The sequence below is a fragment of the Aquibium pacificum genome (assembly GCF_040839445.1).
GTDB classification, from domain to species: Bacteria; Pseudomonadota; Alphaproteobacteria; order Rhizobiales; family Rhizobiaceae; genus Aquibium; species Aquibium pacificus.
On record NZ_JBDPGJ010000001.1, the window covers coordinates 1,182,302 to 1,196,638 of the forward strand.

The 14,337-nt window shown below is 65.5% G+C and carries 14 protein-coding genes; 7 read left to right on the forward strand and 7 right to left on the reverse strand.

Features of this window, described 5'->3' with window-relative positions; translation table 11 throughout:
* Positions 1-22: 22 nt before the first annotated feature.
* Both ABGN05_RS05685 and ABGN05_RS05690 read right to left on the reverse strand, forming a co-directional pair.
* Positions 23-235 carry a cold-shock protein gene (locus ABGN05_RS05685; RefSeq protein WP_072605374.1) on the reverse strand — a complete coding sequence of 71 codons (213 nt, stop codon included), beginning with the start codon at positions 233-235 and terminating at the stop codon, positions 23-25.
* Positions 236-438: 203 nt separating this feature from the next.
* Positions 439-1,128: an HAD-IA family hydrolase gene (locus ABGN05_RS05690; RefSeq protein WP_367952998.1), complete on the reverse strand. Its 690-nt coding sequence runs from the start codon at positions 1,126-1,128 to the stop codon at positions 439-441.
* A gap of 170 nt (positions 1,129-1,298) precedes the next feature.
* Between ABGN05_RS05690 and rpiA the strand changes: the two genes are divergently transcribed.
* The 6 genes from rpiA to ABGN05_RS05720 all read left to right on the forward strand — a co-directional run bounded on the left by rpiA (position 1,299) and on the right by ABGN05_RS05720 (position 7,860).
* The gene (gene rpiA, locus ABGN05_RS05695; protein WP_367952999.1) at positions 1,299-1,997 is read left to right on the forward strand and encodes a ribose-5-phosphate isomerase RpiA; all 699 of its coding nucleotides are present in this window, start codon (positions 1,299-1,301) and stop codon (positions 1,995-1,997) included.
* An 18-nt stretch (positions 1,998-2,015) separates the two neighbouring features.
* On the forward strand, positions 2,016-2,573 hold the full coding sequence (locus ABGN05_RS05700; protein ID WP_367953000.1) for a DUF2059 domain-containing protein: 558 nt from the start codon (positions 2,016-2,018) through the stop codon (positions 2,571-2,573).
* A gap of 168 nt (positions 2,574-2,741) precedes the next feature.
* On the forward strand, positions 2,742-4,133 hold the full coding sequence (gor, locus tag ABGN05_RS05705; protein ID WP_367953001.1) for a glutathione-disulfide reductase: 1,392 nt from the start codon (positions 2,742-2,744) through the stop codon (positions 4,131-4,133).
* 4 nt (positions 4,134-4,137) lie between these two features.
* Complete coding sequence (locus tag ABGN05_RS05710; RefSeq protein WP_367953002.1) at positions 4,138-4,782, forward strand: gamma-glutamylcyclotransferase family protein; 645 nt, start codon at positions 4,138-4,140, stop codon at positions 4,780-4,782.
* Entirely contained in the window at positions 4,748-6,316 is a 1,569-nt protein-coding gene (locus ABGN05_RS05715) for a tlde1 domain-containing protein (protein ID WP_367953003.1), read from the forward strand. The genes ABGN05_RS05710 and ABGN05_RS05715 overlap by 35 nt, the downstream gene beginning before the upstream one ends.
* A gap of 164 nt (positions 6,317-6,480) precedes the next feature.
* Complete coding sequence (locus ABGN05_RS05720) at positions 6,481-7,860, forward strand: class II 3-deoxy-7-phosphoheptulonate synthase (RefSeq protein ID WP_367953004.1); 1,380 nt, start codon at positions 6,481-6,483, stop codon at positions 7,858-7,860.
* A gap of 27 nt (positions 7,861-7,887) precedes the next feature.
* Here ABGN05_RS05720 and aztC read toward each other — a convergent pair whose 3' ends face one another.
* Positions 7,888-8,874, reverse strand: a complete 987-nt coding sequence (gene aztC, locus ABGN05_RS05725) for a zinc ABC transporter substrate-binding protein AztC (RefSeq protein WP_367953005.1) — start codon at positions 8,872-8,874, stop codon at positions 7,888-7,890.
* A 272-nt stretch (positions 8,875-9,146) separates the two neighbouring features.
* Here aztC and ABGN05_RS05730 point away from each other — a divergent pair, with 272 nt between their 5' ends.
* Positions 9,147-10,358 (forward strand): ABC transporter substrate-binding protein, encoded by a 1,212-nt coding sequence (locus tag ABGN05_RS05730; RefSeq protein ID WP_367953006.1) that lies wholly within the window; start codon positions 9,147-9,149, stop codon positions 10,356-10,358.
* Positions 10,359-10,552: 194 nt separating this feature from the next.
* Here ABGN05_RS05730 and ABGN05_RS05735 read toward each other — a convergent pair whose 3' ends face one another.
* The 4 genes from ABGN05_RS05735 to ABGN05_RS05750 are packed head-to-tail and all read right to left on the reverse strand — an operon-like array spanning position 10,553 to position 14,337.
* Positions 10,553-11,821 carry a branched-chain amino acid ABC transporter permease gene (locus ABGN05_RS05735; RefSeq protein WP_367953007.1) on the reverse strand — a complete coding sequence of 423 codons (1,269 nt, stop codon included), beginning with the start codon at positions 11,819-11,821 and terminating at the stop codon, positions 10,553-10,555.
* Positions 11,818-12,855: a branched-chain amino acid ABC transporter permease gene (locus ABGN05_RS05740; protein ID WP_367953008.1), complete on the reverse strand. Its 1,038-nt coding sequence runs from the start codon at positions 12,853-12,855 to the stop codon at positions 11,818-11,820. Before ABGN05_RS05740 ends, ABGN05_RS05735 begins: the two co-directional genes overlap by 4 nt.
* Complete coding sequence (locus ABGN05_RS05745) at positions 12,842-13,564, reverse strand: ABC transporter ATP-binding protein (RefSeq protein ID WP_367953009.1); 723 nt, start codon at positions 13,562-13,564, stop codon at positions 12,842-12,844. Before ABGN05_RS05745 ends, ABGN05_RS05740 begins: the two co-directional genes overlap by 14 nt.
* On the reverse strand, positions 13,564-14,337 hold the full coding sequence (locus ABGN05_RS05750; RefSeq protein ID WP_373695898.1) for an ABC transporter ATP-binding protein: 774 nt from the start codon (positions 14,335-14,337) through the stop codon (positions 13,564-13,566). Before ABGN05_RS05750 ends, ABGN05_RS05745 begins: the two co-directional genes overlap by 1 nt.

Genomic DNA, 14,337 nt, shown 5'->3' on the forward strand with positions numbered 1-14,337 from the left:
AAGGCCGGACGCGCGTTCGAACTCAAGCCGCCTTGCTGAGGCTTCCCGCGGCCGACTTGCCGGTGCGGCGGTCCTGCTCGACCTCGAAGTTGATCTTCTGACCTTCAACGAGGTTCGACATGCCTGCGCGCTCGACGGCGGAGATGTGGACGAAAACGTCCTGGCCGCCATTGTCAGGCTGGATGAAACCGAAACCCTTGGTCGCGTTGAACCATTTCACAGTGCCAGTTGCCATTTGGATGTTCCTTGCGTTTGCAACTTCGCTTGGCCGGCATGAATGCGCGGCCGGTGGTATCGAGATTTTGGAGATAGATACGAGCAAACGCGAAGATCGCGGACAGCCAGATCGATCGGCCGAAAATATCAACGCCGCAAAAATAACCCCGCTGCGTCCGGAATGCAAGACGGTCCCATGGGCGAACCGTCATGGTCGCATTCTCAGCCCGTTGCCGCCGAAATGAGCCGCCGCGCGAGGTCGGGCGTAAGTTCGCCGAAATCCGCGATGACGACCGATGGGCCAAGGTCGTGGACGCGAACGTCGCTGTAGCCGAACGCGACTGCGATGACCGGGATTCCGGCGGCCCGGGCGGTATCCACGTCGGTGCGGGAATCTCCCACCATCACCGAGCGGTCGGGATCGCCGTCCGCCCGCAGGATTGTTTCCACGAGGTGGCGGGGATCGGGCTTGCGGAAGGTAAAGGCGTCAGCGCCGCAGATCGCCGCGAAATGTCGCGTCAGACCGAGGGCCGCGAGCAGCCGGTCGGAATAGTCCTGGGGCTTGTTGGTGCAGACTGCCAGGCGGAATCCGGCGTCCGCCAGCCGTTCGAGTGACTCCACGGCGCCCGGGAACGGGCGCGAAACGCCCGGAATGCTGCCGGAATAGTGGTCGAGGAAACCCTTCACCAGCGCATCCAGGAGACCTGGTGAAAGCGCGAGCCGCTCGGCGGCGTAGACGCGCTCGATCATCGCGCGTCCGCCATGGCCGGCATATGGCCTGAGCCAGGACGGATCGACCCGGCGCATCCCCTGAGCGGCGAGGGCATGATTCAGGCTCGCGATCAGGTCGTCGGCCGTGTCGACGAGCGTGCCGTCGAGGTCGAACACGATCGTCGGCGACTTTTCGTCCATGCATGTCCTCGCCAAGAAGATTCCAGGCAGCGGATACGCCGGGTGGAGGTGCCCGGCAAGGTGCGGCCGCCCGGTCCGGACCAGAAAGCCTTTGCCGCCATGGCCAGAAATGATAGGAGCACGCGCGGGGGAAACCAATTCTTGCACTGGGGGAGGCTGCATTCTCGCCAATGGATGCTCGACTATTGAAAATGGAAGCCGCGCGTGCCGCGCTCGCCCATGTCGGGCCGGGCATGGTGATCGGCATAGGCACGGGCTCCACGGCAGAGGAGTTCATCCGACTGCTCGCCGCCGCGGTTGCCGACGGGATGCCGGTGACCGGTGTTGCGACATCGGAGCGTACCGCGATCATGTGTCGCGAACTCGGAATACCTCTGACGACGCTTGACGACTATCCGCATCTGGCCCTGACGGTCGACGGAGCCGACGAGATCGACCCGCAGCTTCGCCTAATCAAGGGCGGCGGGGGAGCGCTCCTGCGCGAGAAGATCGTGGCGGCGGCTTCGGATTCCATGATCGTCATTGCCGACGAGACGAAGCTGGTCGACGGCCTCGGACGGTTCCCGCTGCCCATCGAGGTGAACCGGTTCGGCCTGGCTGCCACCCAGAGGGCGGTCGTCGAGGCGTCGGGGAAGCTGGGGCTCACCGGCCGCATAGCGCTACGGATGGCCGACGAATCGCCTTTCCTCACCGACGGCGGGCACTACGTTCTCGATGCATCATTTGGCCTCATTCACGATCCAAGAGCGCTTTCCGACGCTCTCCACGCCATCCCCGGCGTCGTCGAGCACGGCATGTTTCTCGATTTCGCGGATGTCGCGATCATCGCCGGGAAGTCCGGCGTCAAGACCATCAGAGTTACCCGATAGACAGGGAGTTTCTTACCCATGATCCTCACGCAATCCGCACGACGCCTCGCGACAGCGGTCGCAGCGGCGGCGTTTCTTGCCGGCGCCGCACCCGCATTCGCTCAGGACGTTTCGGACAGCCACCTGAAGGCCGCCCGCGGCGCGCTCGACGCGCTGGAGGCGACGCAGCAGTACGATTTGATCCTACCGTTTGCCGCAAGGGCCTTGAAGGAAGAACTCATCCGAAAGGATCCCAACCTTCAGGACGTGATCATCGCGACCGTCGACCAGAAGGCGCTCGAACTGGCCAGCCGCCGCGGCGACCTCGAGCGCGAGGCTGCGCTCGCCTACGCGCGCAACTTCGACGAGGCGCAGCTCAAGGCGATCGCGGAGTTCTACAGTTCCGAGGCGGGCAAGGCACTGATCGAGAAAGGTCCCGCCGTCATCCGCGATCTCGACAAGGCGGCCGAGATCTGGCAGCGCGGCCTGGCCCGCGACCTCGCCGCCGCAGTCGCCCAGGAGCTGCAGGTCAAGGCGCCCCAGTCGGCGGCGACGCCCGGCCAGCCGGGTGCGACCGAGGCGGCACCGGCACAGTAGGGCGCGGACGCATTCTTCGGAAAAGCCCGGTCGCGCCGGGCTTTTTTTCCTTCTAGAGGGGCAGAACCGAAACGGGGCGGCGTTTCATCCACCGCCTCCATCCGTTAAGACTTGGGCCACGACTGTCTGGAGTGCCGCGGTCGAGACCGAGCGAGGCAAGGAAGCGACATGGCGAATTTCGACTACGACCTGTTCGTGATCGGCGGCGGCTCGGGCGGCGTACGTGCGGGCCGGATGACCGCGTCGCTCGGAAAGAAGGTCGCGATTGCCGAGGAGTTTCGTTACGGCGGCACGTGCGTGATCCGCGGCTGCGTGCCGAAGAAGCTGTTCGTCTACGCATCGCAGTTTCCGGAGCATTTCGAGGATGCGGCCGGCTACGGCTGGACGGTCCCCGAGGCGTCGTTCGACTGGAAGACGCTGATCGCCAACAAGGACCGCGAAATCGCCCGGCTGGAGGGTCTCTACCGCAAGGGGCTCGAGAACGCCGGTGCCGAGGTCTTCGACACCCGCGCCGAACTCGTCGACGCCCACACGGTTCGCCTCGTGGCCGAGGACCGGACCGTCACGGCAGACCGGATCCTGATCGCCACGGGCGGCCGCCCCAACCCGCATGCGGCGCTTCCCGGCCATGAACTGTGCATCTCGTCCAATGAGGCCTTCCACCTCGAAGAACTGCCGAAATCGATCGTTATCGCCGGCGGCGGCTATATTGCGGTGGAATTCGCCAACATCTTCCATGGCCTGGGCGTCGAGACGACGCTGGTATACCGCGGCCGCGAGATCCTCGGACGCTTCGACATGGACCTGCGGCGGACGCTGCACGAGACCATGGAGAAGAAGGGTATCCGCATCCTGTGCCACACGATCTTCGACAGGATCCAAAAACGCGGGGATGGCCGCCTCGACGCGCATCTGTCCGACGGGCAGATGCTGACGACCGACCAGGTGATGCTGGCACTCGGACGTCAGCCGAACACCGAGGGGCTCGGGCTTGAGGCGGCCGGTGTCGCGATCGGTCCCAAGGGCGAGATCATCGTCGACGAGTTCTCGCGGACCAACGTCGAAAACATTTTCGCCGTCGGCGACGTCACCGAACGCGTGGCGCTGACCCCGGTCGCCATCCACGAGGCGATGTGCTTCGTCGAGACCGCCTTCAAGGACAACCCGACAAGCCCCGACCACGACGAGGTAGCGACGGCCGTCTTCTCGCAGCCGGAAATCGGGACGGTCGGGCTTTCCGAGGACGACGCGGCCAGGAAGTTCGAGAAGGTGGACGTCTACAAGGCTTCGTTCCGGCCGATGCGTCACACGCTTGCCGGTCGAAACGAGAAGATGCTGGTCAAGCTGGTGGTCGACGGCATCTCGAAGCGCGTGCTGGGCGCGCACATTCTCGGCCCGGACGCGGGCGAGATGGCCCAACTGCTCGGCATCGCGGTCAAGGCGCGCCTCACCAAACCGGACTTCGACCGAACAATGGCTGTACATCCGAGCGCGGCGGAAGAACTCGTCACCATGTACCAGCGAAGCTACCGGGTCGAGAACGGCGAACGGGTCGACTGACCGCATGCATGCGCCGCCCGACTTGTCGGAACTCGCACGGGCGGGCAAGCTCGTCGCCTATTTCGGCTACGGCTCGCTGGTGAACCGCGCGACGCATCGAACCGAAATCGTCCATGCAATGCCGGCCCGGCTGCGCGGATGGCGCAGGATCTGGCGCCCGCGCCCGGATATGCCGGGTTTCCCAGCCGCGCTTCTCAGCATTCGCCGCAATTCCGGCGCGGTCTGCGACGGGCTGCTCGTCTTCGACAGGGTGGAAAACCTCGCGGCCGTCGACGAGAGGGAGGCGCGCTACCGCCGCCTGCCGGTCGCAATCGAGACGCTCGAGACCCTCGAGCCGGTTCCACACGACGTGCCGGTCTACGTCTACGAGGCCGATCCCGACATTCCGCATCATCCCGAACCGCCGAAGATCCTGCGGTCCTACCTCGATGCCGTTCTCCAGGGCTTCCTGGCCGAACATGGCAAAGAGGGCGTGCGACGCTTCATCGAGGAGACCGAGGGTTTCGACACGCCCGTCCATGATGACAGCCACGCGCCGCTTTATCCCCGGGCAGTGGAGTTGAACAGCCACGAGCGGACCTTGTTCGAGGCGGCGTTGGAGATGCGGGCGGTCATTGGTCTATCTGGCCCGCATTCGTCAGAGGCGTGAAACAGGCAATTTTTCGCCGCGCGCCATCTCTCGCCCACGGATTGTCACGAGGATCGGAGACTGCAAGCAAATTTTAACCACATTTATCCATCTTCTCTCAATCGTTCTACGAAGAAGGGGACAATCCGGAAGTCACGCATTCGCCGCCGCTCGCCGGCGCGATGACATTTGCGAGATTTTCCGGCTTGGCGTGTTCGTGAGTAAAGTCGTTCGTCGGCGGGATACGCCCAAACTGCTGGGTTCGTTGCTGATCGCTTGCGTCGGCCCCGCCTTCGTCGGCGCGGCTGCGTGCGGCGTCGCGGCCATGGTTGCGGTGAGCAGTTCCTTTGCTTTCGGATCGCTGCATTTTCTGCCCAAGCCCCAGTTCCATGCTGCCGACAGGATGACCGTACGTCTTGTGGATCAGCGTGACGGGGCGGGCAAGGCGCCGAGGCTGCTCGCCGCAATGTCGCAATCCAGGGATGGCAACGCTGCTGGTCGCGGCAAGACCGCTCGCATTGCGGCCCATGCCGAAGGAGTGGATGCCCTCGGTCGCGCCGCGAGCTTCGACGATGTCGTCAGGCAGGCCGGATTGACGACCGAAAGGATGCCCAGACTCCTTAGCCGGCCCGGCACCGCCGAAGCGCCGCGCCCGGTCGCGCAGGCCCTGATGCCTGCGGCTGAACGCTTCGGGTCGCCGCTTGCCGGATCGTTCGATCCGGACCCGATCCTGCTGGCCTACGGCGATCCTTCTCCGGCGGCGTCTGCTGCGCTGTCGGCGCTTCTGAGGGAGATGCAGGTCGACAGCGGCGCGTTGCACGATCCAAGTCACCAACCGCAAGAGGAAATCGCGGCGCTGCCCGACCTCGAACCGGACCCGATCGACATTCCTCTGCCGGAGCCTCGCCCGCAATACGAGGTCTCCAAGCCCGCGAGCGAGGGGCAGCCAATGCGCTCCGGCCAGGCTGGCGAGCGGCCGGCACCGAAGCCCGGGAAGGCGGACAAGGCGGGCGAGCGCCCGGCAGCCATGCCGAAACAGCTCGCCTATGCGCGGCCGGACGATCCGGCGGAAGAGAGAGCAGGCGGTGGGTTCACCCTGCGCAACCTGTTCGGCGGGGGGACCACTGCCGGTAAGGGCGTGGCCGTTTATGACATCAGCGCCGCCAAGGTCTACATGCCGGACGGCAGCGTTCTCGAAGCCCACTCTGGAATCGGCGAGATGGCGGACAATCCGCGCTACGCGAACGTCAAGATGAAGGGGCCGACCCCGCCGCATGTCTACAATCTCAAGATGCGCGAAAAGCGGTTCCATGGCGTCGAAGCCATCCGCATGCTTCCGGTCGACGGCAAGAACAAATACGGCCGGGACGGTTTCCTCACGCACAGCTATCTGCTGCGCGGCGGACGGGCGGAGTCGCATGGTTGCGTCGCGTTCAAGAACTACGACCGCTTCCTGAGCGACTTCAAGCGCGGCAAGGTCACGCAACTCGTGGTGGTGCCAAGCGGCGGCCGAAACGCGGGGGTACGCATGGCGTCCAACGCCCAAAGCATCTGAGAAGCGCGCGATCCGGAGCGTCGACGCGTGGCTGCGTCGCCTTATGGCCCCGTTGAACCCAACTTCCGGGTGGAAGCAGCCAGCGTGTTCCTGTATAGAGCCGCATCCCGAAGACTGGGACGCTCCGGGCGCACATGGCGCGGGGCGGCAATTGGGTGCTTGTCATGACGAAGAAATGGTCTCCGAATTCCTGGCGCAACATGCCGATCAGCCAGGTCCCGAACTATCCGGACGCTGCCGCGGTCGAGACGGTCGAAAAGCAGCTCGCGACCTTTCCGCCGCTGGTTTTTGCAGGTGAGGCACGAAAGCTGAAGAAGCAGCTCGCGCAGGTTGCCGAAGGCCAGGCCTTCCTGCTGCAGGGGGGCGACTGCGCCGAGAGCTTCGCCGAGCACGGCGCCGACAACATCCGCGATTTCTTCCGCGTCTTCCTGCAGATGTCGGTCGTGCTGACCTTCGCCGGTTCGCAGCCGGTGGTCAAGGTCGGCCGGATTGCCGGCCAGTTCGCCAAGCCGCGTTCCTCCGACACCGAGACCAAGGACGGCGTGACGCTGCCATCCTACCGCGGCGACATCATCAACGGCATCGACTTCGACGAGAAGTCGCGGATGCCCGATCCGGCGCGCCAGGAGATGGCCTACCGCCAGTCGGCCGCGACCCTGAACCTCCTGCGCGCTTTCGCGCAAGGCGGCTACGCCTCGCTTGAGAACGTGCACAAGTGGATGCTGGGCTTCGTCTCCGACAGCCCGCAGGCGGAGCGCTACGAGGCGCTGGCCAACCGTATCACCGAGACGATGGACTTCATGCGGGCCGTCGGCATCACGTCGGAAACCAATTTCGCGCTGCGCGAGACGGATTTCTACACCAGCCACGAAGCGCTGCTCCTCGGCTACGAGCAGGCGTTGACGCGCGTCGATTCCACTTCCGGCGACTGGTATGCCACCTCGGGCCACATGATCTGGATCGGCGACCGCACACGCCAGCCCGACCACGCCCATGTCGAATACTGCCGCGGCATCAAGAACCCGCTCGGCCTGAAATGCGGGCCGTCGCTGACGCCCGAGGGGCTTCTCAACCTGATCGACCTCCTGAACCCCGAGAATGAGCCGGGCCGGCTGACGCTGATCGCCCGCTTTGGCGCGGAAAAGGCCGGGGAGAACCTGCCCAAGCTGGTTCGCGCGGTGAAGAAGGAGGGCCGCAAGGTGGTGTGGTCGTGCGATCCAATGCACGGCAACACGATCACCGCGGCCGGCTACAAGACCCGGCCTTTCGACCGGATCCTCAAAGAAGTACAGACCTTCTTCGAGGTTCATCGCGCCGAGGGCACGCATCCAGGCGGCATCCATGTCGAGATGACGGGCAAGAACGTCACCGAATGCACCGGCGGCGCCCGCGCCATCCGCGATGAGGAGCTTCAGGACCGCTACCACACGCACTGCGATCCGCGTCTCAATGCCGACCAGGCGATCGAGCTCGCTTTCCTGGTGTCGGAACTGCTCAAGAAGGGCAGGGCGGACGTACCGCACAAGCAGGTAGTAAACGGCTAGGGCGATTCGGCGGGAAGCCGATACGTCTCAGCTTCCCCCGATCGCTCCGGCGATCGTCTCGATGTTGTGCCGCATCATCCCGATGTAGGTGGAGGCGGGGGCGTCCGGACCCGAAAGCGCGTCCGAATAGAGCGTGCCGCCGATCTCGAGCCCCGTTTCCGACGCGATCTGCTCGATCAGGCGGGCGTTGGTGATGTTTTCGACGAATACGGCCGCGGCCTCGTCCTCGCGCACCTGTCGGATCAGCGCGGCGACGTCCGCGGCGGACGCCTCTGCGTCGGTCGAGATGCCTTCCGGAGCCAGGAACCGGATGCCGTATTCTTTGCCGAAGTAGCCGAACGCGTCGTGCGAGGTGATGATCGTGCGCCGGCTCTCGGGGATGGATGCCACCGTCTCGCGAATGCGGGCGTCGAGCGCATCCAGTTGGCCGGTGTAGGCCGCTGCATTGGCCCGGTAGGTTTCGCAACCCTCCGGGTCCACACCGCAGAACGCCTCGGCGATGTTTCGCACGTAGATCCTGGCGTTCGGCACCGACTGGAAGGCGTGTGGATCGACGGGGCCGTGATCGTGGTGGTCCGCCTCCGCCGACCCGGCATACTCGGCCCTATTCTCTGCGGCGGCTTCGGCGTGGTGGTCAGCTTCCTCGTCGTGATCGTCCCCTCCGGTGGCGATCGTCTCCACGCCCTCCGTCAGTTCGACGACCGGCGCGTCCGACCCGCTAACCTCCGCGAGGCGTGACAGGAAGCCCTCGAGATGCAGGCCGTTGACGAGCACGATATCGGCGCCGGCCATCGCGACAGCGTCCGCCGGGCTTGGCTCATAGACGTGCGCGTCGCCGTTCGGACCGACCAGCGTTGTGAGGTCGATACGATCTCCACCGACCGCCCCGGCCATGTCGCCGATGATCGAGAAGCTGGCGACGACCTTCAGTTCTGCGGCACCTGCCTCGGTCACCCCGGACGGACCGTAAGCCGTCAGGCCGGCAAGCATCGCAATGGCGAGCAAGTTTCGCATGTTCATCTCCGAAGGCGGCGCGGCGGTCCGTTCGGCCGCACCTCTCGATTATGTAATGTTATTACATTCGTCAAGTCGCTTTCGGATTTGGAGTGGCGGGGATCGATTTGGGCCGGCGGGCGAGGGACTCGCTGGTACAGTCCAGCCGGCCTTTACAAAGCGAAGGCCCGCTTCCAATATCGCTTCCACGGCACCCGGCGCATGTCCGGCGCGCGGGACCTCGGGTCCGGCCATCGGATGCCAATCATCGGACAATATGGGAGAATGAATTCATGAGTGTTGCGTTTCGCAAACTGATCGCCGCGACCGTGGCGGGTGCCGCGTTGATCGCGGCAAGCGCGGCGAGCGCCGAAGATGTGAAACTGGGATTCCTGGGCGGCTTCACCGGTCCGATCGAGACCCTCGTGCCGCCGATCCATGATGCCGCCGCGCTGGCGGTGAAGCACGTGAACGACCAGGGCGGCATCCTCGGCGGCCAGTTGTCCATGGTCCAGGCGGACTCGACCTGCATCGACGCCACCGCAGCCTCGAATGCCGCCGACCGCCTGGTGAACGCGGAGAACGTCACCGCGCTCGTCGGGCCGCTGTGCTCGGGCGAGACCATCGCCGCGGCCAATAGCGCCGCGATCCCCGGCAACGTCGTCATCGTGTCGCCGGCCGCGACCTCGCCGGCGCTTTCCACGATCGAGGACAACGATCTGCTCTTCCGCACAACGCCGTCGGATGCCTATTCGGGCGAGGTGCTGGCAAAGCTGCTCAAGGACAAGGGCCACGACAACATCGCCATCACCTATGTCAACAACGACTACGGCAAGGGTTTTGCCGAGGCGCTGCAATCCTCTTTCGAGGCGCTGGGTGGCACCGTGGCCGCCAACGAGGCGCATGAGGACGGCAAGGCCGACTACCGCGCCGAGATCGGCTCGCTCGCCTCGTCGGGCGCCGAAATGCTGGCCATCCTCGCCTATGTCGACGGCTCGGGGCAGACGATCGTGCGACAGGCGCTGGAGAGCGGCGACTTCTCGCAGTTCTCCGGCGGCGACGGCATGATCGGCGATTCGCTGGTGACCGCGATCGGCGAGGGCAAGCTCGACGGCTTCATCGGCACCAAGATCGGCCGTTCGGAGACCCCGGGCACCGGCATGTATGCCGAACTCGCCAAGGAAGGCGGGCTCGACCCCAATGCCTCGTTCGGCCCGCAGGCCTACGACGCGGCCTTCCTGCTCGCGCTGGCGATCGAGAAGAACGGCTCGGCCGACCGCGAGGGCGTCAGCGCGGCGCTGCGCGACGTCGCCACGGCGCCGGGTGAGACCATCTTCCCGGGCGAATGGGAGAAGGCCAGGAAGCTGATCGCCGAGGGCACCGACATCAACTACGAAGGCGCCTCCGGCAGCCACGAGTTCGACGAGGCCGGCGACGTGCCGGGCGTGATCATCGAGATGGTCGTGGAGGGCCCGGGCTTCAAGGAAGTCGGCCAGGTGCAGTAGGCTTCCGGCCGGAGGTTGAAATCGAGAGCCCGGGCGGGAAACCGCCCGGGCTTTTTCTTGTCTTCTCACACGATCCGAATTCCCAGCCAGGTCTTCAGTCGCGCAGGAACACCGATAGCCGGGCCGCCTTCGTGGAAGGAGACCTCGATCTCGATGGTCTCGCGATGGCCGCGATCTCGGGCGGACCGTAGGCGCTACTCGTGCCGCACCACCTTCTCCGGCAGCAGCCCCTTCGGCGCGAATCTCAGCACCAAGGTGATCGTCAGGCCGATGACGAAAACGCGCATCTGCAAGGCGCGGGTGTGGAGGTCCGCGGGAGCTTCCCAGCCGAAGAGGCTCTCGCCCGAGCGCTCGGCCAGCATGAACAGGAAAAGCGCGACGGGCTCCGACATGGTCCAGATGACGTAGACGAGCAGCGCACCGAAGATCGTGCCCAGATTGTTGCCCGCGCCGCCGAGGATGACCATCACCCAGACCAGGAACGTGTGGTTGAGCGGCGCGAAGGCTGCCGGATCGAAGATGGTCGTGAAGGTGATGAGGGCCGCGCCGCCGAGTCCGATGATGAAATTGCCGACGACGAACATCTCGAGCCGCCGCCGGTTGATGTCCTTGCCCATGGCCGCGGCCGAGACCTCGTTGTCGCGGATGGCGCGCATCATGCGCCCCCACGGCGAATGCCAGGCGCGCTCGAGAAGCACGTAGAGCACGACGATGATGACGGCCGTGACGCTGAGATAGGCAGCGCGCGACAGGACGAAGCCGAGTTCCTGCGGCGTAGGGACGGGCCAGGGGAGGGGGGACACGGTGAGCGTGCCGCGCGTCAGCCAGTCGGCGTTCTTCAGGAAAGCCTTGACGATCTCGGCGATGCCCAGCGTGGCGATCGCCATGTAGTCGGCGCGAAGGCCGAGCGTGATGCGGCCCATCGCCCAGCCGAGCGCGCCGGCCACGAGACCTCCCGCGACCCAGCCGGCCCAGACCGGCAGACCGAAGCCGCCCACGAAGCCTGCCTCGCGTTCGATCAGCGTCGCCGCCGGATCGAGCTGGCCCTGGACGGCGAGGTAGGTGATCGCGGCGGCCACCAGTGTCAGCAGTGTGCGTAGCCACTTTGGGAGGCCGAAGCGGTGCGAGCGCGACAGGCCCCAGGTGATGGCGACGCCGACGACGAGCGTCAGCAGCGCCTGGCCGAGCAGGACCGGCCCGTCGCCCTCCCAGAAGGCCCAGTTGACGGGGTGGGAGACCAGCACGGTCATGAAGGCGGCGAGTGCGACGAAGCCCATCAGTCCGACGTTGAACAGGCCGGCATAGCCCCACTGGATTGTCAGGCCGAGCGCGATGATGGCGTAGCAGGCTGCTTCGGTAAGCATGCGCACTGAGTATGCCGCGCCCAGCCAGGCGAAGACGGCGGCTATGACGACAGCTAGGCCGGCGAAAAGCGCGGTTTCGCGAAGCGGAGGCGTCCTCACGTGTTCAGCCTCCCCTTGAAGATGCCGGTCGGCCGCCAGATGAGCACCGCGACCAGGATGAAAAACGGAACCACGATCTTGTACTCGGTCGGCACGAAGGCGAGCTTTGCGGGGATCTCGATGAAATCCGGCAGCAGCGGCTTCAGCGGGCGCAGCAGCACCGTCCAGTTGAACACTGCCAGCGTCTCGGTGAAGCCGACCAGCAGCCCGCCGGCAATGGCGCCATAGGGCTGGCCGACGCCTCCGACGATCGCCGCGGCGAAAATCGGCAGGATGATGTTGAACGAAAGGTCGGGCTTGAGCGTCACGTCGAGGGCGAGCAGCGTGCCGCCGGCCGCGGCAAGCGCGCCTGCGATCAGCCAGGTCGTGCGGACCACGTGGTCGATCGAGATGCCGGAGACGCGGGCGAGGTCGGGATTGTCGGAGACGGCCCGCATCGCCTTGCCCGTGCGCGATCGCGTCAGGAAGAGGTGCAGCGCCACCACCGCGACGATGGTCGTGGCGAAGAGCAGCAGCTGCGGCTCGGTGATGACCAGGTCGCGGCCGCCGAGCGGGATGCGATAGATGTCCTTGGAATCCGTGTCGACGTAGAGCTGGCGCGTCCCCGTGCCGGCGAAGAGGCGGATCAGCCCCTGCATCATCAGCATTACGCCGATGGAGGTCATGACCATGACCACCGGCTTCACTCCGACCATGCGCATCGGCCGGTAGAACACGCGGTCGAGACCGATCGCCATCGCGGCAGTGGCGGCCATGGCGAGCGGCATCAGGACGAAGGCGGTCGGCAGCCCGACCAGTGCGCCTGCACCCGGAAAGGCCCACAAGAGGATCAGCGCGAAGAAGGCGCCGGCCGTCATCATGTCGCCATGCGGGAAATGGGCGAAGCGCAGGATGCCGAAGATCAGCGTCACGCCCACGGCTCCCAGGGCATAGATCGAGCCAATGATCAGGCCGGCGATCACCACCTTGTTGAGAAAGAAGACGAACTCGCTGATCGGAAGGACCGACAGAAAACCGGCGTCAGGCATGGTCATCGGCTCCTCCGCCGAGAAAGCTCCTTGCGACCTCGGGATCGGCGAGCAGTTCCGCGCCGGTTCCGGTGAAGCGGTTCTGGCCGCCGGCGAGCACGAAGCCGCGATGGGCGAAGCCGAGCGCCTGGCGCGCGTTCTGCTCGACCATCAGGATGCCGACGCCCGCGGCATTGATGGCGACGATCCGGTCGAAGATCTCGCCCATGTAGCGCGGGGAAAGCCCCGCCGTCGGCTCGTCCAGCAGCAGCAGGCGTGGTTCGGTCATCAGCGCGCGCCCGATCGCGACCATCTGGCGTTGGCCGCCGGAAAGCTCCCCCGCCGGCTGGCGGCGCTTTTCCTTGAGAGGCGGGAAGAAGCCGTAGACCTGATCGATCATGTGCCGGAACGAATCGCGACGCGAGTAGGCGCCCATCTCGAGGTTCTCCTGCACCGACATGGTCGGGAAGACGTTGAACTCCTGCGGCACGAAGGAGAGCCCTTGCTCGACAAGCCTTTCCGGGGCCGCGTTCGTGATGTCCTTGCCGTCGAAGACGGTCGAGCCCTCGCTGACGGCCAGCAGCCCGAAGAGCGCCTTCAGCGTCGTCGACTTGCCGGCGCCGTTCGGGCCGACGATGACGCCGATCTGGTCGGCGTCGATGGCGATCGACACGCCGTTGAGGATGTTCGCCCCGCCGTATCCGGCATGGATGCCGGTCATCTCCAGGAGGGCCATCAGTGCGCCCCTGCTGCCGGCGTGCCGCCGAAATAGGCTTCGATAACTTCCGGGTCGTTGCGGATCTCCGACATCGGTCCCTGCATCATGACGCTGCCGGCCGCCATGACGATGACGGGGTCGCAGAGCCGGGCGATCAGGTCCATGTCGTGCTCGATGACGAAGAAGGTGAGCCCATCCTCGCGGTTGAGGCGCTGCACGACCGCGGCGAGGTCGTTGAGGAGCGTGCGGTTGACTCCAGCCGCGATCTCGTCGAGCAGTACGACGCGGGGCCTTGCCATCATCACGCGGCCGAGTTCGAGCAGCTTCTTCTGGCCGCCGGAGAGATTGCCGGCGCGCTCGTTCTTGACGTGGGAGAGACGGATGACCTGCATGACCTCGTCGGCCTTGCGGCGGGTCTCGGCCTCTTCCGCCATCACCTTGCCGCGCCGGAAGCAGGCCGAGAACAGGGCCTCGCCCGACTGTCCGGCCGGAACCATCATCAGGTTCTCCAGCGCCGTCATGTTGGAAAAATCCTGGGCGATCTGGAAGGTGCGAAGCAGGCCGCGCGCGAAGAGCTCGTGCGCCTTCAGTCTCGTCACGTCCTCGCCGCCGAGCAGGATGCGCCCTGAGGTGGGAGGAAAGGCGCCGGCGACCATGTTGAAGAGCGTCGTCTTGCCCGCGCCGTTGGGGCCGATCAGCCCGGTGATCGTGCCTTCCTCCACGCTGAGTGAGCAATTGTCGACGGCCAGCACATTGCCGAACCGCTTCGTCACGCCCTGGACGTCGATGAT